General features: G+C 41.3%; 24 protein-coding genes. 18 read left to right on the forward strand and 6 right to left on the reverse strand.

From position 1 onward, the window contains the following. Positions 1–380: 380 nt before the first annotated feature. Entirely contained in the window at positions 381–1559 is a 1179-nt protein-coding gene (locus B3394_RS15160) for an MFS transporter (RefSeq protein ID WP_273247106.1), read from the reverse strand. Between the two features lie 304 nt (positions 1560–1863). Between B3394_RS15160 and B3394_RS15165 the strand changes: the two genes are divergently transcribed. The 15 genes from B3394_RS15165 to B3394_RS15235 all read left to right on the forward strand — a co-directional run bounded on the left by B3394_RS15165 (position 1864) and on the right by B3394_RS15235 (position 15533). Further along, on the forward strand, positions 1864–2268 hold the full coding sequence (locus tag B3394_RS15165; RefSeq protein ID WP_177735330.1) for a hypothetical protein: 405 nt from the start codon (positions 1864–1866) through the stop codon (positions 2266–2268). Between the two features lie 206 nt (positions 2269–2474). Then, positions 2475–3185 (forward strand): hypothetical protein, encoded by a 711-nt coding sequence (locus B3394_RS15170; RefSeq protein WP_273247107.1) that lies wholly within the window; start codon positions 2475–2477, stop codon positions 3183–3185. A gap of 108 nt (positions 3186–3293) precedes the next feature. Continuing rightward, positions 3294–3623, forward strand: coding sequence for an ArsR/SmtB family transcription factor (locus B3394_RS15175; protein ID WP_286926487.1), 330 nt, complete (start codon positions 3294–3296; stop codon positions 3621–3623). Between the two features lie 61 nt (positions 3624–3684). Then, entirely contained in the window at positions 3685–4158 is a 474-nt protein-coding gene (locus B3394_RS15180) for a DUF6428 family protein (RefSeq protein WP_286926489.1), read from the forward strand. A gap of 12 nt (positions 4159–4170) precedes the next feature. Then, positions 4171–5232, forward strand: coding sequence for an ACR3 family arsenite efflux transporter (gene arsB / locus B3394_RS15185; protein ID WP_286926491.1), 1062 nt, complete (start codon positions 4171–4173; stop codon positions 5230–5232). Then, positions 5195–5623, forward strand: a complete 429-nt coding sequence (locus B3394_RS15190) for an arsenate reductase ArsC (RefSeq protein ID WP_286926493.1) — start codon at positions 5195–5197, stop codon at positions 5621–5623. Before arsB ends, B3394_RS15190 begins: the two co-directional genes overlap by 38 nt. Before the next feature lie 856 nt (positions 5624–6479). Continuing rightward, positions 6480–6656 carry a histone H1 gene (locus B3394_RS15195; RefSeq protein WP_177735317.1) on the forward strand — a complete coding sequence of 59 codons (177 nt, stop codon included), beginning with the start codon at positions 6480–6482 and terminating at the stop codon, positions 6654–6656. Positions 6657–6897: 241 nt separating this feature from the next. Beyond that, positions 6898–7308 carry an HYC_CC_PP family protein gene (locus tag B3394_RS15200; RefSeq protein ID WP_177735315.1) on the forward strand — a complete coding sequence of 137 codons (411 nt, stop codon included), beginning with the start codon at positions 6898–6900 and terminating at the stop codon, positions 7306–7308. A 76-nt stretch (positions 7309–7384) separates the two neighbouring features. Beyond that, positions 7385–8770 carry a TolC family protein gene (locus tag B3394_RS15205; protein ID WP_286926496.1) on the forward strand — a complete coding sequence of 462 codons (1386 nt, stop codon included), beginning with the start codon at positions 7385–7387 and terminating at the stop codon, positions 8768–8770. An 11-nt stretch (positions 8771–8781) separates the two neighbouring features. After that, a complete protein-coding gene (locus tag B3394_RS15210; protein WP_286926498.1) occupies positions 8782–11931 on the forward strand; it encodes an efflux RND transporter permease subunit in 3150 nt (1049 codons plus the stop codon). Positions 11932–11935: 4 nt separating this feature from the next. After that, the gene (locus tag B3394_RS15215; protein WP_286926500.1) at positions 11936–13024 is read left to right on the forward strand and encodes an efflux RND transporter periplasmic adaptor subunit; all 1089 of its coding nucleotides are present in this window, start codon (positions 11936–11938) and stop codon (positions 13022–13024) included. 85 nt (positions 13025–13109) lie between these two features. Then, positions 13110–13547: a hypothetical protein gene (locus tag B3394_RS15220; RefSeq protein WP_286926502.1), complete on the forward strand. Its 438-nt coding sequence runs from the start codon at positions 13110–13112 to the stop codon at positions 13545–13547. Positions 13548–13746: 199 nt separating this feature from the next. After that, a complete protein-coding gene (locus tag B3394_RS15225) occupies positions 13747–14319 on the forward strand; it encodes a Crp/Fnr family transcriptional regulator (protein WP_177735304.1) in 573 nt (190 codons plus the stop codon). Positions 14320–14384: 65 nt separating this feature from the next. Beyond that, positions 14385–14801, forward strand: coding sequence for a VOC family protein (locus B3394_RS15230; protein WP_286926538.1), 417 nt, complete (start codon positions 14385–14387; stop codon positions 14799–14801). A 183-nt stretch (positions 14802–14984) separates the two neighbouring features. Continuing rightward, entirely contained in the window at positions 14985–15533 is a 549-nt protein-coding gene (locus tag B3394_RS15235) for a GNAT family N-acetyltransferase (protein ID WP_286926540.1), read from the forward strand. A 23-nt stretch (positions 15534–15556) separates the two neighbouring features. On the opposite strand, the gene B3394_RS15240 is transcribed toward B3394_RS15235, so the two are convergent. Continuing rightward, positions 15557–16036 (reverse strand): DUF1572 domain-containing protein, encoded by a 480-nt coding sequence (locus tag B3394_RS15240; RefSeq protein WP_286926542.1) that lies wholly within the window; start codon positions 16034–16036, stop codon positions 15557–15559. Between the two features lie 168 nt (positions 16037–16204). On the opposite strand from B3394_RS15240, the gene B3394_RS15245 reads away from it, so the two are divergent. The 3 genes from B3394_RS15245 to B3394_RS15255 all read left to right on the forward strand — a co-directional run bounded on the left by B3394_RS15245 (position 16205) and on the right by B3394_RS15255 (position 18209). After that, positions 16205–16744, forward strand: a complete 540-nt coding sequence (locus B3394_RS15245; protein WP_177735295.1) for a DUF2975 domain-containing protein — start codon at positions 16205–16207, stop codon at positions 16742–16744. A 3-nt stretch (positions 16745–16747) separates the two neighbouring features. Continuing rightward, positions 16748–16963, forward strand: a complete 216-nt coding sequence (locus B3394_RS15250; RefSeq protein ID WP_177735293.1) for a helix-turn-helix domain-containing protein — start codon at positions 16748–16750, stop codon at positions 16961–16963. 220 nt (positions 16964–17183) lie between these two features. After that, the gene (locus B3394_RS15255; RefSeq protein ID WP_273247113.1) at positions 17184–18209 is read left to right on the forward strand and encodes an NAD(P)-dependent alcohol dehydrogenase; all 1026 of its coding nucleotides are present in this window, start codon (positions 17184–17186) and stop codon (positions 18207–18209) included. A 107-nt stretch (positions 18210–18316) separates the two neighbouring features. Here B3394_RS15255 and B3394_RS15260 read toward each other — a convergent pair whose 3' ends face one another. From B3394_RS15260 to B3394_RS15275, 4 genes are all read right to left on the reverse strand, one after another. Then, complete coding sequence (locus tag B3394_RS15260) at positions 18317–19090, reverse strand: phosphatase PAP2 family protein (protein WP_177735289.1); 774 nt, start codon at positions 19088–19090, stop codon at positions 18317–18319. Between the two features lie 26 nt (positions 19091–19116). Then, the gene (locus B3394_RS15265) at positions 19117–21570 is read right to left on the reverse strand and encodes an outer membrane beta-barrel family protein (protein WP_349677597.1); all 2454 of its coding nucleotides are present in this window, start codon (positions 21568–21570) and stop codon (positions 19117–19119) included. Between the two features lie 62 nt (positions 21571–21632). After that, entirely contained in the window at positions 21633–22919 is a 1287-nt protein-coding gene (locus B3394_RS15270) for a sensor histidine kinase (RefSeq protein WP_286926554.1), read from the reverse strand. Beyond that, positions 22916–23590 (reverse strand): response regulator transcription factor, encoded by a 675-nt coding sequence (locus B3394_RS15275; protein WP_177735285.1) that lies wholly within the window; start codon positions 23588–23590, stop codon positions 22916–22918. The genes B3394_RS15270 and B3394_RS15275 overlap by 4 nt, the downstream gene beginning before the upstream one ends. Positions 23591–23636 lie beyond the last annotated feature (46 nt).

Here is a 23636-nt window from a genome sequence, read left to right on the forward strand (position 1 = left end):
TAGTACCTGTTTACCGGGCAGTACTTTTGTGGGTTTACACAAAAAACACCCGGTGCAGCAAAAGGCTGTTCCTGTTGCTGTTTGTTTTGGTTATATGGGGAACGATAACCGTATGTTATTTTAATGGGGAGTGTATGTTGTTGTATTACAACAGGATAAATATAAAACTTTATTTTGAGATATACAAATAAAATTTAGAATAATGTTTGAAAAAGTAGTATTTAATTCTAAAAAAAGCCAATTGTCCGCTATGTAAACGTAGTTTCAGACAAAAAGATACGGAAATCAGCCCGGGGAAAATTAGCTGTTTTTCAGGCGTGCCTGTCAAAAAAACGGGCAGCTATATAGCCGCCCGTTATCATTTTATCAGGAAATAATAGTTATTCTGTTTTCAGTTCCGTTTTTGTACGCAGCAGCATGTATAGCAGTGCCAAAACGGTAATTCCAGCCGTTACATACATAATGACCGGTATTTTAGCAATCACATCCTGATAGTACCAACCGGCACACAGGGCGCCCAGTCCGATTCCGGCCTCCAAAGCAATATACATGGTAGCCATTGCTTTACCGCGGTGATCGGCATGACTCATATCGACCGTCCAGGCATTTAAAGCCGGCGATAAGATTCCGGTTGCCACTCCGTAAATGGTGGATCCGAGCATTAATCCGGTAAAGCTTTCGGAGTAGCCGATAACAAAGAGCGAGATAAAGAGGAGTACCAGACCGATTTTTATAACGTGGATACGGCCGTATTTATCGGAAGCCTTACCGGCAACAAAACGGATAACCAGCGAGGCAATGGTATAAACCATAAAGAACAAACCTTTGTTGGCAATTCCCATGTGTTCGCTCCAGTCCGGAATCAGTGTCAGTATGGCGCCATAGGCAACATAAGATAAAAAGGTAACAATTGCTGCCGGTAAAACCTCTACAGCTATAATGTCTTTTCGGGATATTTTAAGAATGGAAAACCGGAAACGCTCTTTATTTTTAAGCGTTTCTTTCATATTCATCAGAATAAGAATTGATAATAAGGCAAATCCGGAGGAAGCATAAAACAGCATATTCATGGACGAATATAACTTAATGGAACTTCCTATGGCGGGACCTATTGCCATTCCGGTGCTAAAACACAGCCCGTGAATACCGAGTGCTTCGCCCCAGCGTTCCCGCGGAATAATATCGGCCACATAGGCAGCGGTGGCGGTAGGCTTAAAACCGGTGGAAAAACCATGAAGCAGTCGTAAAAACAGGAATCCGGAAACGGTTCCCAATACCGGGTATAAAAAGCCGCAGATAAAACATACTATCGAACCGGTTGCCATTACCGGCACTCTCCCTAAGGTATCGGTCAGCCTGCCGCTAAAAGGGCGGGAAATCCCGGCGGTTAACGTAAATAAGGCAATGATCAATCCTTTGTATTCTGCTCCGCCCATACTGCTCAGATAATCCGGCAGCTCGGGAATGAGCATGTTAAAACTGGCAGAAAATAACAGGGAGCTTAAGCAAACCAAACCAAAATGAATATTGTAGATTGGATGGGAAGGTTTAGTAATCATTAGGAAAGGACTTTAAGCACACAAAAATACCGACTAATTGTGAAACAGGAAAAGAATAAAGCAGTAAAGTGTGCCGGAAATATAAAAATCCGATATACGAAACCGGCATTGCTGTTTTGAAACAGCAGTCCATTGTTGATGCATATTAAGGAATAGAGAAAGAAATATTTAAAAACAACTGCTTAAAAAAGTATTTAGCATTTGTTTTTTATTAAAAAATAATGATTTACGCTGAAAATAAGTGAATTGATTTATTTTTTTTATAATTTTAGGAATAAGTTTAAACCATAAAAATTATAGATCAATGAAAAAGCTAACATTAACCCTGGCATTATGCGGATTATTATTTGCAACATCTTGTAAAAAAGAAACGCCAAAACCGGAAGAAGAAACTATGGAAGTAGCACCGCCGCCGGCACCTGAGGTAGCTCCTGAAGCAAATCCGGAGGAAACAAAACTGCAGGAAGATTTAAAAGCCGCTGAAAAATCCTTAGAGGAAGCTAAAGCAAAAGGCGATAAAGCTGCTGAAAAATTAGCTCAGGAAGCTGTTGATAAAGCGAAAAGCGCCTGGGATGCTGCTAAAGCAAAAGCTACAGAAGCTGCTGGTGAAGTAAAAGACGCTACCAATAAAGCAGTGGAAGATGTTAAAGCTGGTGCTGAAAAAGTAAAAGAAGACGCTAAAGGTGCTTTGGACAAAGCCAAAAAATAGTGTTTAAAAAATAAATTAGAGAAGCTGGAGTTTTTAAACTTCAGCTTTTTTTTATGGTGTACTGCCAGCTATCGGCTGAACCGTTCCGAACAAAAGCATATTAACGTTTTTTCGATTCCATAAACAAAACCATTTTTAACCGGGATTTCAGGGAAAAGCACTATTTTAGACTGCTTTTTTTCCGGTACCATTAATATAATAAGCAGATGAAAAAATTACTGATTTTAGGATTACTTTTTTTAGCACATTACTCTTTTTCACAGCATATCGAGTTTCTCCGGAAAAATGATTCTATTGAAGACCCTAAGTACAGGCAGTTTATTTATTTAACGGAAAAAACGGATCTCGCCAATGCCCGGTTAATTGCTACAGTAAAAGCAACAGGGGAACTTAAAAATGTAGTCCGGCTGTTTGATAAGATAAAAAGCGAAACCCAGAAATATGGTGCCAATGCTTTTAAATTTGAAAGTTTTAGAAAATTAGACAATGCCACCGGGGAATTGATTCTGAGCACTTTTTTTTGTGAGGATGCCCTTTTTGAGGCTAACGTTATACACATTCCTAAAAATAAGATTTTTGTTTATGGTAGTCAGGACCTCACCGAAAACAAGACACAAAGCTATAAAGTCCAGGGAGAAAAATATGAAATCGGCAACGGGCAGTTTAAAGTATTCGATGTAAAAATCGGTGAAGAAATTAAAGTGAGCAAAGGCGGTTTTACCGGGATGGCTTTGTGGATTAAAAGAAGAGAAAACGAATACAGTACTTTCCTTAGTTTTTCGGGTATCGGCATGACCGGGATAGGGATAGGGCCTGCTAATGTTGGTGTCGGGGTGAATATTACTACCGGAAGAATCACCCGTATTGAACCGAATCTGGCTTTAGCATTATTAAAAATATACAGCGAACAGCAATAGATACAATCCGGTAAATAGTAGTATTCGGGAAAAGACAGACTAAAAAATGGAGGAATTGATTTTAAATCAAATTAATTATCGTAATATTGCGATGTAATAAAGATAAAAATGGGCGTAACCAAATCCGACATATTTAACGAAGAACAAAACCGGCTGGCAACCATACTGAAAGCATTGGCTCATCCGGCGCGGATAGCGATCCTGCAACATATCATTAAAGCAAACAGCTGCATTTGTAATGATTTGGTCGGAGAGTTAGGACTGGCACAGGCAACGATATCCCAGCATCTGAAAGAATTGAAAAACATCGGGATTATAAAAGGAAATATTGAAGGAACCAGTGTTTGTTATTGTATTGACGAACAGAACTGGAAACAGATCAAAAGCGAACTCAATAACTTTTTTATTGAAAACGCAGGAATAGAAAAATGCTGTTAGCATTTTTTTAAAATAAACCATCGTAATAATGCGATATTATAATTAAATAAAACAACCATTTATGAAACTATCACAAGTAAAAGAAATGCTGCCGGCATTGGATAATGTCGCTTTTCAGCTCGAAAACGGAAGTTTTGTGCCCGAACACTTTCATGTAACAGAAGTAGGAATCATTACCCGCCACTTTATAGATTGCGGAGGTACCGTTCGTCATGAAAAAGTAGCCAACTTCCAGTTATGGGATGCCGATGATTATGAACACCGTTTAAAACCGGCTAAACTGCTTCATATTATAGAACTTTCCGAAGCAAAACTACAAATGGAAGACCTGGAAATTGAAGTGGAATACCAAAGTGAAACGATCGGAAAATATGATCTTGATTTTAACGGGAACAATTTTATACTGAAAAATAAAACAACGGCCTGTCTGGCCAACGATGCCTGCGGAATACCGCCGCAAAAAACAAAAATAAAACTTTCAGAAATCCATTCCGGAACAGATGCCTGTTGTTCTCCGGATTCCGGATGCTGCTAATTAGAACCCGTGATGCAGACCAAACTTCGTTTTTTAGACCGGTATCTGACCCTGTGGATTTTTCTGGCAATGCTTTTCGGTATACTGTTGGGGAATATCTTTCCGGGTATAACCACGCTAATCGACAGCCTGTCCTGGGGAACTACCAATATTCCGCTGGCAATAGGTTTGCTGTTAATGCTTTATCCGCCGCTGACAAAAGTAGAGTATGGCTTATTGCCGAAAGCGATTAAGAACAAAACGGTATTATCCGTTTCCTTGATACTCAATTGGATAGTCGGACCATTACTGATGTTCACCTTGGCTGTCATCCTGCTGCGGGATGAACCGGCCTATATGACCGGCCTGATATTAATCGGGTTAGCCAGGTGTATTGCGATGGTCATTGTCTGGAACGATCTGGCAAAAGGCAATAGGGAATATGCCGCTTTACTAATTACTTTAAACAGTATTTTTCAGATTTTTTCCTATAGTTTTTATGTATGGCTGTTTCTGAATGTGCTGCCGGAAAAATTAGGAATCGGAAGCTTTAATATTGCGGTTCCGATGCGGGATGTAACCGAAAGCGTATTGCTGTACCTGGGATTGCCTTTTGTACTTGGTTTTTTAAGCCGGTACACTTGTATAAAAATGAAAGGAAAACACTGGTTTCAAACCCGGTTCCTGCCTTTTATAAGCCCCTTTACGCTCTATGCACTGTTGTTTACAATTGTATTGATGTTTAGCCTGAAAGGGGAAGCTTTTTTAGCACTTCCCAAAGACGTAATTAAAGTGAGCATCCCTTTGCTGCTCTATTTTGTACTGATGTTCCTGATCAGTTTTTTTACCGGCAAAGCCTTTGGCATTCCTTACGATAAAAATGCTGCTGTGGCGTTTACCGCAACAGGAAACAACTTCGAACTTGCTATCGCTGTAGCCATAGGTGTGTTTGGAATCCATTCTCCGCAAGCCTTTGCTGGCGTTATCGGGCCTTTGATAGAAGTTCCCGTCTTGATCCTGTTAGTCCGAACAAGTTTATACCTTAAAAAACAATTTTATGACCCCAAAAAAAGTACTCATACTCTGCACCGGTAATAGTTGCAGAAGCCAGATGGCAGAAGGTTATTTACGTTATTTTGCAGGCAGCACTGCCGAAATTTACAGTGCAGGCGTGGAAACCCACGGTGTGAACCCTTTGGCTATTGCCATAATGAAAGAAGATGGTGTGGATATCAGCGGGCATACATCAAATAGTATTGATGAATATGCCGGCATCGCTTTCGATTTTGTAATTACCGTTTGTGATAATGCAAAAGAACGCTGCCCGTTTTTCCCGACAAAAGCGCAAAAGCTGCACCGGAACTTTCCCGATCCGGCTCAGGCTACCGGAACGCTTCCGGAGATACACCGGCAATTTCGGGAAGTAAGACAAAGTATTAAAGAATACTGCTGGCAATTTGTTCAGGACAATCTAAAAACGGATTAAAACAGCACACGATATTTTTCAAAGCAAACCGCCTTTTCTAAAAGAGGCGGTTTTTTAATGCCGTATATTAGCACCATTAAACAGCCTTTTTCCCGCTCCATCCTACGCAATTGTACACAAAACATTTTTTGAGTACCACTCGCCTCAAACCACTTGCCGGCTGGGATATCTTTATGGATAAGGGTTCAAAAAAAAGTTTCCGGATTGAGTATAATTGTGTAGTGTAATTTTTTGTTTTCAGCATTATTTTTTCTCCATTTGTAGTGTCCTGATGCTGAAACTAAAGCTGTAGAAATGCTAAAAAGGATGAAAGCATTAGGCAGGGAAAAAGCTTAGCGATAGCTTTTTTTAAGAAAATGATTGTTTAAAAAGTGTAAATAAATTTAGGAACGTAGATAATTGAAACGGATGTCGCCGTGTCGTTATTGAATTAAAAACAGTTAGTTAACAAAAAAGGAAGCAAAAGCCAATGACAGTGCTAATAATGTTGTAGTCATAATTATCGGTTAAATTGAAAACAAAGATTATTACTTGCCAAGAATTTTGTGAAGTTGTTTAATTTGATTGGTAGGGCGTTTACAAGTGAATTGAAAGTAATCTTAAGTAAATTATTACTTCCTTGCAGAAGGAGAGGGGACGTTTGCATTCCCTCTCTTTTATTTTTACGGTAGCATGCTGTAAAAGAAGCGGTTGCTGTTTTAAAATACCGGAAAGTTGAATATCGTGCCGGTTACTTACTGTAAAAGTTATTGTTTGATAGCCGTATGATGCTAAATAAATTAGGAGATAATTCCTTTCAATAGCCCGTGAATTAAGAGGAATTAGTATTTTTGCAGCTTAATTTTAATATATTATCATGAAAGACTTATTAGTTAAAATCAACGCCGAAATTGAGACATTCAAAGCTGAATCTGAAATTCAAGTAGAAAAAGGAAATAAAGCAGCCGGAACAAGAGCCCGTAAGTCAGCTTTAGAATTAAGCAAACTTTTAAAAGAATTCAGAAAAGTATCTGTAGAAGAATCAAAAAAATAATTCATTTATTTTATAATGATCGTATACTGCTTCGGGTTTCGGAGCAGTATTTTTTTTGCCGGTATGGCAGCACCGGATCAGGGCGTGATATGGACAAGAGTGAAAGTGAAATATGTCTGTTTTAAGTAGTAATGTTGCTGTTTTGATCCGGTAAATGTCCGAATCGTATAAACAGAAGCGTGATTAGTAAAAAGAGAACAGGATAAATAACAGTAGCTTTGTGTACCGATAATTGCGAAAATTGAAAAGAATAGTTCTCCTGTTTTTAGCCACTTTATATATGGTAGTATCCTCCGGATTTACTACCTATTCACATTTATGTAAAGGAGTAACGCAAAACATCACGTTACATCAGGAAAACAATCCAACAGCCGAAAATTGCCCGCACTGTATTAAGAACAACAAAAAACACCAGAAGGATTGTTGTAAAAAAGCGCAGCAGGAATTTAAGCTGAATGAAAAAACGGTATTGGCAAAACAGTTGGATGTCAGCCATAAATACTTAGGTGAGGCAGTACCGCACCGTTTTTTCGGAGCTGTGTTCGAACCGGCTGTAACTGTTGAAACAACAGCGACCCCAAAGTTCGTTTATCACTCCAAACCCCTTCCTGCCAATCCCCTCTATATTTTTTATTGCGTTTACCGTATTTGATTGTTAACAATTGAATTGCGTGGTATTTCCGGTATTTACCACCGAATTTCTATTGTTTAATTTTAAATAATCATGTATGAAAATGCAATTCTTTGCATGGTCAGTGCTATGCTTTGTCGCAGGATCCGTCCAGGGACAAACCACAAAACTGGCTGATGCGCTTGAACGTTCTGTTCAGAATTTCGAAAAAATAAAAGCCAAAGAAGCGGTACAAAAAGCTTCAAAACAAACGATACAGTATCAAAAAAGTCAGTATTTACCAGATCTGACCCTGGTAGCCCAACAAAGTTTCGGGACTATTAATGCTCAAAACGGACCTTTGTATGGCTATGGCGGTTTGGGAGTCGCCTCGACATCCATGCCGCTGGCCGAACAAAACTGGAATGCCGCTTTCGGATCACTTTATTTAGCCAATGTAAACTGGAATCTCTTTACTTTCGGCAAACTCAAAAACCAGGTCGCCATTGCAAAAGCAGATGAAAGTGTAGCAAACAAGGACTTAGAACAAACCAAGTTTCAGCATAAAGTCAAAGTAGGCGCTGCCTATTTTAATCTTTTGGCAGCACAGCGCATCAAGTATGTACAGGAGAAAAACCTGGAACGGGCCAAGGTTGTTGCCGAAACGACCGAAAGCCGTGCGAACAGCGGATTGATTCCCGGTGTAGACTTTTCGGTTGCCAAAGCTGAAGTTGCCAATGCACAGTCGGCGAGGATAAAAGCGTTTGACATGGAGCTGGAATATTCCAAAACCTTGGCGGTCATGCTGGGTGAGGAGTATGCGCACTACCAACTGGACAGTGTTTTTACCACTACGATGCCGCTTTTTGCATCGGAAACAGCGTTAGACCTAACGGCGCACCCGGTACTTGAATGGCAAAAAAGTGTTGTTACAAAAAGCGGGCAGCAGGAAAAACTGCAATCGGCTTTGGGACTTCCCACGCTTGCCGCATTTGGGGTATTGCAGGGACGCGGCTCCGGTTTTGACTGGAATTATGTACAGGATAACAGCGCTTTTTCCAAAACCTATTCGGATGGCGTAGGGATCGACCGCAGCAACTATATTGTAGGGCTGACGATGAGCTGGAACCTGACCAGCCTGTACCGGCAATCTTCGAAAATACGGGAACAAAAATTCATAACGGAATCCCTGCAAAAGGAATACGATTATACGCAGCAGGAGCTTAAAGCGCAGCAGTTATGGGCAGCCGATAAACTCAAAAATGCCCTTGAGAATTTTGAAGAAACGAAAACCCAGGTAAAAGCGGCAGACGATGCTTATCGTCAGCATACGGCTTTGTACGACAACGGACTAACAACCATTGTCGATCTGACCCAGGCATTCTATATGCTCAACAGAGCAGAAATCGAGTATGAAATCGCACAGAACAATATTTGGCAGGCCTTATGGATCAAAGCGGCCGCTATGGGCGATCTGAACATTTTACTGAACGCTATACACTAAACCCCGAAATTATGAATTTAATACGCTTTGCCTTGCGCAAACCCATTTCCGTTATGGTAATGGTATTAGGGCTTTTATTCTTCGGGATTAAAGCTACTAAAGAAATAAAAGTCGACATCCTGCCGGATATGAATCTTCCGGTTGTTTATATAGCCCATTCCTTTAACGGTTATACGCCGCAGCAAATGGAAGGCTATTTTACCAAGATGTATGTGAACATGATGCTGTTTACCAGCGGAATCGAAAGCATTGAAACAAAAAATACCCAGGGATTGACGCTGATGAAAGTTAACTTTTATGAAGGAACCGATATGGGACAGGCAATAGCCGAGATCAATGCACTTTCCAATCGTTCGCAGGTATTTTTACCGCCGGGCGCCCCGCCGCCGTTTATCATCCGTTTTGATGCTTCTTCCCAGCCGGTAGGCCAATTGGTTTTCAGAAGTCCGGACAAAACCAATAATGAATTGCAGGATATTGCCAATTTTACGGCACGTCCGTTCCTGATTAAGATTCCCGGTTTAACAACTGCTCCGCCTTTTGGAGGAAGCCCGAGAACGATTGAGATCAATATCGATCCGAATAAACTGCGTACCCACCAGTTAACACCGGAACAGGTGGTAGAAGCGATAAACCGCAACAACATCACTTCGCCGTCCGGAAATATTTATATAGCGGACACGAATTACCTGACGCCGACAAACAACACGATTAAAGATGTGGCCGATTTTGGAAACATCCCGGTTTTTAAAGGTGGTGTGGATAATATTTATATCCGTGATATTGCTACGGTAAAGGACGGTGCTGATATTACAACCGGATATGCCTTGATTAACGGCGTCCGTTCCGTTTATATCAATATTGCCAAATCGGGGAATGCCTCCACCTGGGACGTGGTCAGGAATCTGAAAAAAGCAATCCCGGTCATCCAGAACAATTTACCGGAAGATGTAACCATTTCGTATGAATTTGACCAGTCGGTATATGTGATCAATGCCGTAAAAAGCCTGATCGTTGAAGGTATTTTAGGAGCCATCCTGACCGGATTAATGGTGTTACTGTTCCTGCGTGACAGGAGAGCCGCTTTAATTGTGGTACTGACCATTCCGATATCGGTTATTTCCGGAGTATTGTTCCTGAAGCTATTCGGGCAGAGTATCAATATCATGTCCCTGTCCGGACTGGCACTGGCTATCGGTATACTTGTGGATGAAAGTACCGTTACCATTGAAAACATTCACCAGCACCTCGCTATGGGCAAAACCAGGGCAAGAGCCATTCTGGATGCCTGTAAAGAGATAGCCTTTCCTAAATTGCTGATACTGCTTTGTATCCTGGCGGTATTTGCCCCGGCTTTTATGATGACGGGCATACCGGGTTCATTGTTTATGCCATTAGCACTGGCTATTGGATTTTCAATGGTATTTTCCTTTATATTGTCCCAGACGTTTGTTCCGGTAATGGCGAACTGGCTGATGAAAGACAAGGCCGGACAGCACGAACAGCAGCCGGGTGCATTCGATCGGTTTAAAAACCGTTTTGTACAGTTTGTACAGCGGCTGATGCCAAAGCGGAAACCGCTTATCATTGGCAGTTTTGTACTGGTATTGCTGAGTGTTTTTGCATTGTTCAGCCTGACCGGGAAAGACGTTTTGCCAACGGTTAACTCCAGCCAGTTTCAGGTGCGCATCAAAGCACCGGAAGGAACCCGTATTGAAAAAACAGAACGGATAATCAAACAGTCTTTACGGGAACTGGAAACCCTTATCGGGAAAGAGCACATTGCTATTTCTTCGGTTTTTATAGGACAGCATCCTTCGTCCTTTGCTGTAAGCCCGATCTATCTCTACAATGCCGGTCCGCACGAAGCCTTAATGCAGGTGGCATTAAAGGACTATAGCAGAAACACCAATGCGTTAAAAGAAAAAATCCGGAAACACATGAAAGAGAAAATGCCGGCGATACAATTTTCTTTTGAACCGATAGAGCTGACCGAGAAGATCCTGAGCCAGGGAACGAATACGCCTATTGAAGTTCGTTTTTCGGGAATGATGAAAAAAATGAATGTGATGTATGCGAATAAATTACTGGCAAAACTAAAAGAAATCGACTACCTGCGCGACCAGCAGATTCCTCAGTCGTTACAATATCCTGCATTTGAGATTAATATCGACAGGATACGGGCGGCACAACTGGGGATTGATGCGCAGGATATAAGCCGTTCGCTGATTCCTACAACGGCATCTTCCCGCTATACCAGTAAGAATATGTGGGTAGGCGGTATGATGGGAATTGCCTATGACGTACAGGTGCAAACGCCTCAAAACCTGCTGAACAGCAAAGAAGCATTGCTGAATACTCCTCTTGGGAAAAACGGGGACCGCCCGGTTTTAGGGGATGTTGCCACCGTTACGCCAACAAAAGTAATGGGCGAAAGCTACAATCTGGGAACGATGGGCTACACTCCGGTAACGGCAAATATCCACCAGTCCGATCTGGGAAGAGCTCAGAAAGACGTACAGGCTGCTATTGCTTCTTTAGGAGAACTGCCCAAGGGCGTGAATGTTCAGGTGTCCGGTATGGTGCCGGTACTGGATGAAACCATGAACAGTCTGGCTGCCGGATTATTAATTGCAATTGTGGTTATTTTCCTGATGCTGACTGCAAATTTCCAGTCTTTTAAAGTGTCGTTTGTAATCCTGACGACGGTTCCTTTTGTAATCTTAGGATCGTTGCTGCTGCTGAAAATAACCGGCTCAACACTGAATCTGCAATCGTATATGGGAATCATTATGTCTGTTGGAGTTTCCATTGCCAATGCTGTTTTACTGATCAGTAATGCCGAAACCTTACGCCTGCAAAATGGCGATGCAATGCAGGCGGCGCTACAGGCGGTATCTTTACGGATCCGTCCGATTATAATGACCACTTTGGCGATGATAGCCGGAATGCTGCCAATGGCAATTGGTCATGGAGAAGGCGGTGATCAGGTTGCCCCGTTGGGAAGAGCGGTGATTGGCGGATTAATAGCCTCTTCATTCAGCGTATTGGTCTTATTGCCGTTGGTTTTTGTGTGGATCCAGCATAAAACCGCTACAACATCTCCGTCACTGGATCCGGACGATGAAAACAGTATTCATTATTTAACATTAGAAAAGTAACATTATGAAGTTAATCTATTATACCCTTATAGGAATAGTATTGGTATCCTGTAATTCCAACGATAAAAATAAAGCAGCAGCACCGGCAAAGCCAATGATGATGCAAAGTTTTGAAACGGTTGCCGTGACGAAACAAAATCCGCTGATTCCGCTAAAACTGGCCGGGGAATTAGCAGCCGACCAGAAAACCGCGATTTATGCCAAGGTAAACAGCTATGTTAAAAAACTGGCGGTCGATATTGGAACTACGGTAACGAAAGGCCAGATTTTAATGACACTGGAAGCACCGGAAATCCAGGCACAGTTAGCTGCGGCCAAATCGAAATGGAAAGCCCAGGAAGCGATTTATATTGCTACAAAAGCCAATTATGACCGTTTGTTTAAAGCCAACCAGACCGTTGGAGCTATTGCCAAAGATGCATTGGACCAGATTACCGCCCGGAAGTTAGCCGATCAGGCGCAGCTGGAAGCAGCAAAATCAGCCTGTCAGGAAATACAGATTATGACGGATTACCTGGTTATTCGGGCGCCGTTTGACGGTATCGTAGCGGAACGGAATGTGGATCTGGGTTCCTATGTGGGCCCTATGGGCAAAGGTTCCGATAAACCGTTATTGGTTTTGCAGGATCTAAAAAAACTAAGGGTATCCTTTTCGGTGCCGGAAGCCCATACGCCTTATTTAAATCTGGGGGATTCGATTCCTTTTAAAGTGGTGTCGCTACCCGAAAAGAAGTATACCGCAAGAATTTCCCGTAAATCCGGTGTGCTGGATTTCAAACTGCGTTCCGAACGCATTGAAGCAGACATCCTGAATCCGAACAATGATTTAAAACCGTTGATGGTCGTAGAAGCCGTATTGCCGTTACAGGCAAAAACAGCAACCATTTTTGTCCCGAAAACGGCTTTGGTGGAAAGCAATACGGGATTGTATGTGATTGGCGTGGCTAACGGGAAAACAAAGCACATCACCGTATCAAAAGGGCGTTCGCTTCCGGAGCTGGTTGAGGTTTTTGGAAGCCTGAAAGAAGGCGATAAGATACTGCTGAAAGCAACGGAAGAAATTGAGGAGGGGATGATGGTTAAGAGGGAATAAGGAAGAGGCAAAAGGCAAGGGGCAATGAGCAAATGCAAATGGCAATAAGCAAGAGGCAATGAATAATAATTAAAAAGCAATGCGTATGAGAACAATAAAAAAATACGGGATATTTTTCTTTACAGGTATCCTAATGATAAGCTGTAATCCGAAAGAGAAGCCTGTAACACCTGAAAAGGAAACAGCGGTTGCGGCAGTAACACCCGATAATCCGGGGTCTTTACCGGCAGTTTATAAAAAAGGGGAGCAGGTTCCGAATGAACTGGTGTGTATGGTTAATGATGCCTATATGGGCAAAAAGCAAATGGAAGTTCCTTTTGACGGGAAAATGTACTACGGCTGCTGCGATATGTGCGTCAAGCGAATTCCGGAAGATGCCACTGTCCGCATGGCTGTTGATGCACATACCGGCGCAAAGGTAGACAAAGCCACGGCATTTATTGTGCTGCTGGATGAAGTGCACGGCAATGTAGCCTATTTTGAAAGTGAGAAGAATTACCAGGATTTTATAGCCGGACATTAGTTTATATACACATTAATCCTAATAATTGGTCCTGTCAATACTATTTTGGCAGGACTTTTTTATGCTCAGAATAAGCTTACTAACTGTTACAATGCGAAAAGATGTTGTAGGATAAATTAAAAAATCCGTAATTAGCAGAAAATAAGTATTGCATATTGATTATCAGACCCAATAAAAGAAATATATAATAAGTAACCGGATGGATAGCCTTTTAAAATATATACATTTTCTGACAGATTTTTCAGAGGAAAGCTGGGAAAAACTGCAACCGGCATTAACCAAAAAGAAGTTTCATAAAAATGAGTTGTTATTACAGGAAGGACAGGTTTGTGATACGTTATTTTATGTAGAAAAAGGCTATTGCAAAAGTTATTATGAGATAGACGGTATCATTAAAAATACCGGTTTCTTTTTTGAAAATGAGATCGCTACCAATATAACCAGTTTTGGCACCGGTTTGAAATCTGAATTCAATATTATAGCCTGCGAGCCGCTAACAGTGGTGCTTTTTGATAAACAAAAGCTGCTGCAAATAGCCCGGCAAACTCCCGAGGTTGATGCACTGGGGCGCAATTGCCTTCGCTTACTGGCGACCAAGCAGGAAGAATTTGCAACGCTATTTAAATTGTATGCAGCCAAGGAACGATTGCGCTATGTCGAGATCAATTATCCGTTGATGCTGCAGCGTATTCCGCTGACGCAACTGGCTTCCTTTCTTGGTGTGACACGCGAAACGTTAAGCCGGATCCGGAAACGCAGTCTGGAAATGTAATTATGTGACAATTGTCACAGGATGAAATCCCGGGCCTTTTTGAACTTTGCAGAAACAAATAGATCATGCAACAGTTACAAAAAATCAATCCTGAAACGAATGTCATTACCTGGTTTGAGATCCCGGTTTCGGATATGCAGAGCGCCAAAACGTTTTATGAAACGATTCTGGACATTGAAATGACCACAAGGACTTTCCCGGAAACAGCCGAGGAACTTTGTTTCTTCCCTTATGATCCGAACGTTATCCAGGCTACATCGGGCAGGGTAACCGGCGTACTCACAAAATCCGGCACCAATTCCCCGTCACAAAACGGTTCCCTGCTGTATATCAATGCCAGTCCGGAAATACAACCGGTACTGGACCGAACGGAAAAAGCAGGCGGAAAAGTGATCGTACCCAAAACGCGCATCAATGCCGGATATATAGCCGTTATTTTAGATTCCGAGGGTAACAGGATTGGACTTCATGCCGAAAAATAAAGAGGCAAAAAGCACCGGCTAAAAGCATTATAAGCTGAAAAAAGTCCTGTTGTCGTGCAGGATTTTTTTCAGTTTTATTCCAATGAATACCACAACATTTCCGGATTTTAGTATAAATTAAAGTATCTTTGATATTCAGGTTTGCATTTGTAAAACCAACGGACATTAATACGATTTGTAGTTATGAATTTTTCGATACAGCCAATTTTAGAAAACGATAAGGTAATCCTTTTTCCTTTGCTTAAAGATGATTTTGACGCTTTGTATGCAGTAGCATCCGATCCCAAAGTATGGGAACAGCATCCCAATAAAGATCGTTGGCAGAAAGATATTTTCCAATCCTTTTTTGACGGCGCCATGCAGAGCAAAGGAGCTTTTAAGATTGTGGATATCCAAACCGGAGAAGTGGCCGGAAGTACCCGTTTTTACGATTATAATGAAAAGGACAACAGTATTCTGATTGGTTATACTTTTTACGGAACAAAGTTTTGGGGCAAAGGGATGAACCCGTCTGTTAAAAAGTTAATGATGGAGTATATCTTTCAGTATGTAGACAAGGTATATTTTAATATCGGAGCCTTAAATGTACGATCGCAGATAGCCATTTCGCGATTAGGAGCGGTTAAAATAGTCGAAGAAGATATCGCATATTACGGAGAAGCTCCCAAACGCAATTTCGTTTATGAAATTAAAAAAGAAGATTGGGAAATGGCCATGGACGCAGCAGATTAAGCTGCGCCTTCCGGCAATGCGATTCAGACATCCTGATTCATTTCGTTTAGTATTTTCCTGATCAGTACGATCTGTCCGAGGTGATAGTGCGTGTGTTCGGTGACACCCTGCAAATTCCTGTAGTAGCTTCCGTATTTCGGATCGGTAAACGCTTCGGATAATTTTAAATCGGCTATATTTTCAATAAGCGAGGCCAGCTGTTCCGCCTCGGCATAGGTTTTATTTACCAGATCCTGCCATGCTGCTTCCGAAGTGATTTGCGGGACATCAAAACTGAACTTATCGCTGGCTTCCAGCGGCATTCCCTGCAATACCCTCGAAATTGCGCCCACATAATAGTTAATGTGAAAAACCAAAGCAGCTATAGTGTTGAGGTTGTATACCGTTGTGGTGGCCTGCTGCCAGTCTACATTTTCCAGAGTATCTTTCATGTTCACACAGGTCCAGTTACCTCCAAAATGAACGTCTTTAAAATGTTTTGCGATTTGTGCTGCTGTTGTCATAATGCTGATTTGTCTGTCGTTAATCGGTTAACATAAAGATACCGTTTTTTAAACAGGGATTTACAAACAGTGATTGCGGATTATAGGATATATGTTTTAAAAATAAAAATTTATTGTTTTTCGATAAATATTTATTTATATTTGGCATGTAATTCTAAATTCTCCGTTATGAAAAAAAATACAAAACAAATTTTATCGGTATTGCAGGTTGCTACCTGGATTATATTTATCGGTTTGTGTATTAAAGCCGGTGCTATACTTTTCTCTTTTTTAGTAAGCCTTTTTATAGATCCGGCAGGAGCAAAAAATCTGTATCTGGAACTTAATCTGTATGCGCTTAAAGATTATAGCACCTTCCATTATGTGCGGCTGGGATCCTTACTTGTTTTGTTGTGGATTCTAAAAGCCTATCTGTTTTATTTTGTGATTAAGATCTTTCTGAAAATAAATTTTGTCCATCCTTTCAGCACGGAAATCGCAGCACTGATTTTAAAGATCAGCTATGTTGCCTTAGCGATCGGGGTTTTTAGCGTAACGGGCAACGCTTATGCGGAATGGCTAACGGAAGAAAGTGTTGTGCTGCCTGTTTTGGATGAACATTTAGGCGGTGGTGCCGAATACCTGTTTTTTGCAGGGATTATCTACTTTATAGCACAAATCTTTAATAAAGGAATCGAAATCCAGTCAGAAAACGAACTAACCGTATAAATCATGCCGATAATAGTAAACTTAGATGTAATGATGGCGAAAAGAAAGATGTCTTTAAATGAGCTGTCTGAAAAAGTAGAACTGACATTGGCTAATCTTTCCATACTCAAAACCGGTAAAGCCAAAGCAATACGGTTTAGTACGCTGGAAGCGATCTGTAAAGCACTGGACTGCCAGCCGGGTGATTTACTGGAATATACAAAAGACGATGTCTTATAGCTAAAAAGCCACTTCAGAATACCGTAAAACCCTTGTAAACGTAATGTTTGCAAGGGTTTTGTTGTTCTGGAAACGTAAAATAAGCCGGAGATTGAGCAGTGAAATTGCAATACAATACTTGCAAATATTTGAAAATAAAACAGAATTATAAGAATGTATTAACTTTTTATACGGTCTGTTTTGAGTAAATTTATAGGATAAAACATTTAAAAACAATATCATGAAAGCAGTACGATATTATGGACACAAAGATGTAAGGATTATAAATGATTTAGAAAAACCGACTCCGTCCGGAGATGAAGTATTATTAAAAATCGGGGGAGCCGGTGTGTGCCATTCCGATTTGCATATCATTGACGACGGAATCGTTTCCGGTGTTACGTTTACATTGGGACATGAAAATGCAGGATGGATAGAGGAGATCGGGCAGGATGTAAAAGGATTTAAAAAAGGAGATGCAGTTTTGGTTTACGGGCCTTGGGGCTGCGGACATTGCAAGCCTTGCCAGCATTCGCAGGAAAACTATTGCGACCATCAGTCGGAACAGGCTTTTGGCGGCGGATTAGGACTTAACGGCGGTATGGCCGACTATATGCTGGTGCCATCTTCCCGTTTATTGGTGCCTATCCATGACCTGGATCCGGTTATTGCCGCACCGTTAACCGATGCCGCACTAACGCCTTATTCGGCTATTAAACGCTCTCTGCATAAATTAATGCCGGACGAGTATGTGGTGGTTATCGGAGTTGGCGGATTGGGGCATGTTGCGTTACAGATTTTATCGGAAATGAGCGGCGCTACGATCATTGCCTGCGATATCACTCCGGAAAGACTGGAATTTGCAAAACAACTCGGTGCCGGCTATGCGATTAATTCAACCGATAAAGATGCTGCCGAGCAGATACAAAAGATCACCGGCATTAAAAAAGCAAAAGTCGTGATCGATTTTGTGGGCGCTTCTTCCACAATCGACCTAGGAACAAAAATTGTTGGTCTTGACGGCGATTTAACCATTGTCGGATTAGGCGGCGGAAAATATGAATACAATATGAACGGATTGCCATTCGGCGTGAGTTTAACCAATCCGTATTGGGGTTCCAGAGCTGAGTTAATCGAAGTGATAGGTCTTGCCAGACAAAAGAAAATCCATATTGAAGTAGAAAAATACAGCCTGGATCAGGCACTTGAAGTGTATGATAAATTACGACATGGCCAGATAAAAGGAAGGGCAGTACTTGTTCCTTAATGTTTGCCGGTATTCGATATAAAACGAAAAACCTTGCCGCATGGACAAGGTTTTTTTATTGCGGAAAAAGAAAGCCGATCTGGTGACGTATGCCAAACCGGATTGGCTTATTTAAAATTGTAAATCAGTCCCATTCCATACTGATGATCACTGTAAAAGGGAGCAATCATTGCCGCTTCTTTCTTTTTTGATTTAAAGATTTTGTTGTTTACATACGGAAAGATCCAATAGGCCACTTTGGTACTCAGTATCCCAATACCGGCTCCCATGGCCACATCGGTAAGCCAGTGTTTGTCGTTGTACATCCTGAAAAAACCGGTACCGGCGGCTACAGCATATCCGGAAAGGCCATACCAGATGGAAACATCCTTATATTCCTGCCATAAAAATTCTGCTCCGGCAAATGCAGTTGCCGTATGCCCGGAAGGAAAGGAATTGTTTCCGCTTCCGTCCGGTCTTTCAATCTTTGTAAGGCTTTTTAAACCCAATACGCTGCCCGACATCAGTAAATAGGAAGTTCCCAGAATAATGCTTCGGTCCTTTAGGTTGTGCTTCCCTTTTACACCCATCAGGTTTAAACCGTATACGGCTGCGGCAGGCGCATATTGGCTAAAATCGTCAATGGTGATTTTTTTATCAATGTTTTCCGTTACTTCATCCTTTAATTCAGAATTCCAGTATTTTATGGCGTCACTTTCAATACCAATAATACCGTATGTCATTAAAGCTGCCGGAATGATGAGCTGTTTGTAATTGAACTTTAAAGCCTGCGGCTGCGGAATAGCAGTAATGGCAATACTGTCGGTTTTAACCTGTGCGCATCCGGATGCAACTGTAAAAAAGCATCCGATAAACAAGACGGAAATGGAGAAAGCTTTCATGGGGTATCCTTTAAAATTAAGTATTGTTAGAATTTATAGTTGTAACCAAGGCGGATTACCTGTGTTTCATAGTAATCGCGGCTGGTATAATTAAAACCGTCACCTTGTATCTCTTTTTTGATAACTAAAGTGCTGAATAGATCGGAAGCATTTAAAAACAATTCGCCTTTGCCTTTCTGTATGCTTTTTTTGATGCCCATATCAACAGAAAACCGGCTTTCAATTTTTCCCTGCGGAATTATATCCGGTAACAAATAGGTTGTGGTGAGTTGCAGATCGAAATCTTTCGGCAAATTGAAAATGGTGTTCAGCTTCGTATTCCCGGAAAATTGCTGCTGTTTTTCGGCGCTGAAAGTATGCGTAACAGGATATTTATTTGTTACGGTAAAAGCATCGATCTGATTTTCATAAAAATTAGCATTGAGGTTAAACTTCAGCCATTGTGTGACTTCCTGGGATATCACCGATTCGATACCGGTATTATAGCTTTTGTTTACGTTTTGAAAAATATTATAAATCAGATTGCTTCCCGGAACAGTACTGGCAATACGGGTAATGGTTCCATTGGCAAACCGATGGTAGAGCGCCGTATAGAAACTACCGCTTTTCCAGTTGTTTTTATAACCAAGTTCCAGCGTATTGGTAAACTGCGGACGCAGGTCCGGATTACCGACTTTAATGATTTCGGCATCATCATATTTCGGGAAGATACGGATATCGATTTCATTCGGACGGTCCACGCGGCGGTTGTAAAAAAACGACAGCTTGTTTCGGGTATTGATTTTATAGGCAAACCGGACATTCGGAAAAGGCTGTGTATAGTTATACCCGTTACTGGTATAGGTGTTGTGTTCCGGATTTACATCATATTGCAGGTTTACATATTCCAGGCGCAAGCCAATTTCGGCTTCCAGTTTTTTATTTTCAAAAATATAGTTTCCGTATAGGGCGGGAATCGTTTCTTTATAGGTTGCCCATCCGCCGGCATTAACATCCAAAGGCGAATTTACACCCGGAAAAAACTGCATGTTCGTTGGAATTTCCCGTCTTCTGAATTTCAGACCGCCTTCAATACGGCCATATTTTAGCGGACGGATATAATCGGCCGTAAAATCGGTTACATGTTCGTCCGATAGTAATTTAAAGGCATCTTTCCCGGTAAAATCCGGCATAATATTGTCGAAGAAATATTTCTCATCTTCGCGGTGGAAGGTATAATGAAGCCCGATATTCAATAAATGCCCGGCTTCTTTAAATTTATGCTGATAGGTACCGGAAAACATCGCGGTTGTTTTTAATTCGTCTTCCAGAAACTGCCATAAACGATGGCGTTCGGTTAAATCGGCATTAAAGAAAGGTTCGTCACCGCGATCGATTATTTTCTCACTGCTGAATAATCCGGAAACGGTTAGCGTATTGCGATCGTCAATATTCCAGTCTGTTCCGGCTTTTAGTGTTAGAAATCCGGTATTGCGATTCCGCTTCGTTTGCTGGTTAATAACCGTTCCGTCATTGTATGTACGGGTAACAAACTCGTTTTTATTTAAGGTATGGGTGTACAGGTAATCCCCCTGAAAGAAAGCATTAATGTTGTTTTTGCGGTAGTTCAGGGAAACGGAAGGATTTATTTTTGGCGTTGCCTGATACTGCGGACGTATGGAAGGTAAATTTTCATGTCGCTCCCATAAAGCTCCCAATCCGGTTGTAAAACCCACTTTCCCGTTAAAGCCCTGCTGTTTGTTCTTTTTATAGATAATATTGATAATACCGGCATTACCGTTAGCATCATAGCGGGCAGACGGATTATTGATGATCTCGATTTTTTCAATAGCAGAGGAAGGAATATTGTCCAGCCCGGACTGGCCGCCAAAGCCGGTCATGGCCGTTTGTTTGCCGTCGACTAAAACGGTAACCTTTTCATTTCCCCTAAGCTGCACCTTTCCGTCCTGGACGGTAATTCCCGGTAAATTTTGCATCGCCTGCAGTACCGAACCTCCGGCCTGGCTGATATTGTCTTTTACGGCATAGGATTTTTTGTCCATTTTTTCCGTATTGTCATCCGGTTTCGCCGCCGTTACAATCACTTCATTTAAAGCGGTTACGCTTTCTTCCAGTTCCACGGCAGGAATATCGAGATAATCGCTGAGGGTTCCCACAAAAAGCGGTACCGTTCTGGACGTATAGCCAATAAAGGAAACCTCCAGGATATAGCTTCCGGGGCTGAGGTCGGTAAGCTTGAACCGTCCTTCTTCATTGGTAACGGTTCCGGTTACAAAAACAGCTTCTTTTTCTGTTTTAACAACAACATTTACAAAGGGTAAAGCTTTTTTATGCGAATCGTTTACAACACCGGAAACAGTAACTTTTACCGTTTGGGCAGTACATAAGGTTGTTCCGCCGGGCATAAAAAACAGCATAGCGGATAAGGCTAAAATTTTGAAGAATGATTTTGGAATAGCGAAACATGGGAGGGCTTTCATAGTCTGATCATATTAATTTACAGACCAAAGTTCCATACCAATTTAGAAGATATTCTGAATTCTTAGAATGTTACCGAAAACAGATGCCTGTTTTTTTCGAAGGAGTAAACAATCTGCCAATGGTAACGGTTGCAGATCTCTTTGACAATTGCCAGTCCCAAACCGCTGTTTGTCGTAGCCGATGAGCTCACGGAAAAACGTTGGAATAATGTATTTTGCCGTAGCGGATTATCTCCGGAGTTTGAAAAAGTCAGTTTCCCGTCCTCGATGGTTATTGTAATGTTGCCATTGGTGCTGTTATGGCGTATTGCGTTGGTTAGTAGGTTATTGATTAATATTTCTAGCAGCGATTTATTGCAGGAAATAAGTACGGAAGCCTTATTTTGAAAGTGTAATGCGATGTTTTTATCGGTAATATAATCAGCCAGCATTTCGATACTTTCATCCAGAATGGCGGTAATGTTTACCGTTTCGATATCTTCAAACTGCTGGTTTTCAATTTTGGCAAGCAATAAAAGGTTCTTATTGATCCGGCTCACTCTGGATAGAGGCACATTAATGGCATTCAGGATCAGCAATTGTTCACTGGTAATATCTTTGTTTTGCAGTAATAAATCGGTTTTGGATTTCAGCACTGCCAGCGGTGTCTGCAGTTCATGAGAAGCATTTTCAATAAAGGTCTTCTGTAAATGATAGGCGGTAATATTTTTAGCAATGAGTTTTTCCAGTTCTTCATTGAGCTCTTCAAATTCGGCAATATCAGATTTTTCAAACTGAATGTTTTTGTGCTTTGTTAAGTCAAAGGCTTTTAATTGGGTGAGGGTATTTTGGAAAGGGCGCCAGATTCCTTTGGCAATTTTTTTATTGAGTACAATAAAGCCAATTACCAGTAAACTAAAAAAAACGAAAGTAACCAGGGCAATCGCCAGCAGTGTTTCATCGGTTTCTTCAACATTGGTTTCGACTGTTAACCGGTAGTGTTTCCCGGCAATGGAAACGGGAGCGACAAGACCTCTGAAACGATCTTTTTCGAGTATATTACCGTGTTTGTTTTCCCGTATCACGGTATAAATACTGTCCCGGATAAGGGTATTGTTTTCAGACGGAACCAAAGTGGTCCCAGGCTGCATGATATTCCAGAATTTCAGGATGGTATCCATTTTTTGTTTTTCGATGCTCACGGTCTGCAGCCGTTCGTCAATACGGTCTTTTATGATCTGGTTGTGTTCGTCCAGTTCTTTGATCCAGATATAATCCACAACATAGTAGTAAACAGGAATACTGCCTATCAGCGTAAGCAGTGCATATAGGGTAAATGCCTTAAAAGGTTTGTTCAATAATTTACTCATATTTCCCATTTATAACCGGTTCCGTAAATCGTTTTTAAATAGTGATCACAATTGGCTTCCAGCAGTTTCCGTTTTAGATTTTTGACATGCGCATAGACAAAATCATGATTGTCGAACATATCGGCTATATCACCGGATAAGTGTTCTGCGAGGGCACTTTTGGAGATCACTTTGTTTTTGTTGCCAATAAAGAAAATCAGCAGGTCAAACTCTTTTTTCGTTAACGTGATTATGGTGTCGTGAATGTGAACGGTTTTGGCGAGTAAATCGATACGCAGCTCATTGAGTACAATTGTATTGGAATTGTCAAACTGTTTTCGTCTGATGACAGAGTGGATCCTTGCGGCCAATTCGGAGTGGTGGAATGGTTTGGCGAGATAATCGTCGGCACCAAGCTGTAAGCCTTTTATTTTGTCCTCTAAGGAATTCTTAGCCGAAAGTATAATAACACCTTCCGATTTGTTCTCGTCTTTTAAAAAATCCAGTATTTTAAGGCCGTCACCGCCGGGCAGCATTAAATCCAGTAAAATACAATCATAATTGTAAAACCGGATTTTGTCAAGTGCCTGATCATAAGTAGCCGCTATCTCACACAAATAGTTTTCCCCGGACATATATTGTGCTATATCCAGAGCCAGTTCCTTTTCGTCTTCGATAATAAGAATTTTCATGTAGCTAAGATACGGGTTCAATTTCGAAGAAATTCTGAAGAAAGCA

Origin of the sequence: Flavobacterium sp. UBA4197, assembly GCF_002379575.1 — a bacterium.
In the GTDB taxonomy this organism is placed as follows: Bacteria; Bacteroidota; Bacteroidia; order Flavobacteriales; family Flavobacteriaceae; genus Flavobacterium; species Flavobacterium inviolabile.

Bases quoted from the DNA above. Each gene is read 5' to 3' on its own strand.
- B3394_RS15165 (WP_177735330.1), top strand. From the start codon at position 1,864: ATGAAAAAGCTAACATTAACCCTGGCATTATGCGGATTATTATTTGCA.
- B3394_RS15205 (WP_286926496.1), top strand. From the start codon at position 7,385: ATGAAAATGCAATTCTTTGCATGGTCAGTGCTATGCTTTGTCGCAGGA.
- B3394_RS15180 (WP_286926489.1), top strand. From the start codon at position 3,685: ATGAAACTATCACAAGTAAAAGAAATGCTGCCGGCATTGGATAATGTC.
- B3394_RS15170 (WP_273247107.1), top strand. From the start codon at position 2,475: ATGAAAAAATTACTGATTTTAGGATTACTTTTTTTAGCACATTACTCT.
- arsB (WP_286926491.1), top strand. From the start codon at position 4,171: ATGCAGACCAAACTTCGTTTTTTAGACCGGTATCTGACCCTGTGGATT.
- B3394_RS15225 (WP_177735304.1), top strand. From the start codon at position 13,747: ATGGATAGCCTTTTAAAATATATACATTTTCTGACAGATTTTTCAGAG.
- B3394_RS15270 (WP_286926554.1), bottom strand. From the start codon at position 22,919: ATGAGTAAATTATTGAACAAACCTTTTAAGGCATTTACCCTATATGCA.
- B3394_RS15245 (WP_177735295.1), top strand. From the start codon at position 16,205: ATGAAAAAAAATACAAAACAAATTTTATCGGTATTGCAGGTTGCTACC.
- B3394_RS15255 (WP_273247113.1), top strand. From the start codon at position 17,184: ATGAAAGCAGTACGATATTATGGACACAAAGATGTAAGGATTATAAAT.
- B3394_RS15230 (WP_286926538.1), top strand. From the start codon at position 14,385: ATGCAACAGTTACAAAAAATCAATCCTGAAACGAATGTCATTACCTGG.
- B3394_RS15220 (WP_286926502.1), top strand. From the start codon at position 13,110: ATGAGAACAATAAAAAAATACGGGATATTTTTCTTTACAGGTATCCTA.
- B3394_RS15240 (WP_286926542.1), bottom strand. From the start codon at position 16,036: ATGACAACAGCAGCACAAATCGCAAAACATTTTAAAGACGTTCATTTT.
- B3394_RS15210 (WP_286926498.1), top strand. From the start codon at position 8,782: ATGAATTTAATACGCTTTGCCTTGCGCAAACCCATTTCCGTTATGGTA.
- B3394_RS15275 (WP_177735285.1), bottom strand. From the start codon at position 23,590: ATGAAAATTCTTATTATCGAAGACGAAAAGGAACTGGCTCTGGATATA.
- B3394_RS15160 (WP_273247106.1), bottom strand. From the start codon at position 1,559: ATGATTACTAAACCTTCCCATCCAATCTACAATATTCATTTTGGTTTG.
- B3394_RS15215 (WP_286926500.1), top strand. From the start codon at position 11,936: ATGAAGTTAATCTATTATACCCTTATAGGAATAGTATTGGTATCCTGT.
- B3394_RS15265 (WP_349677597.1), bottom strand. From the start codon at position 21,570: ATGAAAGCCCTCCCATGTTTCGCTATTCCAAAATCATTCTTCAAAATT.
- B3394_RS15190 (WP_286926493.1), top strand. From the start codon at position 5,195: ATGACCCCAAAAAAAGTACTCATACTCTGCACCGGTAATAGTTGCAGA.
- B3394_RS15175 (WP_286926487.1), top strand. From the start codon at position 3,294: ATGGGCGTAACCAAATCCGACATATTTAACGAAGAACAAAACCGGCTG.
- B3394_RS15260 (WP_177735289.1), bottom strand. From the start codon at position 19,090: ATGAAAGCTTTCTCCATTTCCGTCTTGTTTATCGGATGCTTTTTTACA.
- B3394_RS15235 (WP_286926540.1), top strand. From the start codon at position 14,985: ATGAATTTTTCGATACAGCCAATTTTAGAAAACGATAAGGTAATCCTT.
- B3394_RS15195 (WP_177735317.1), top strand. From the start codon at position 6,480: ATGAAAGACTTATTAGTTAAAATCAACGCCGAAATTGAGACATTCAAA.
- B3394_RS15250 (WP_177735293.1), top strand. From the start codon at position 16,748: ATGCCGATAATAGTAAACTTAGATGTAATGATGGCGAAAAGAAAGATG.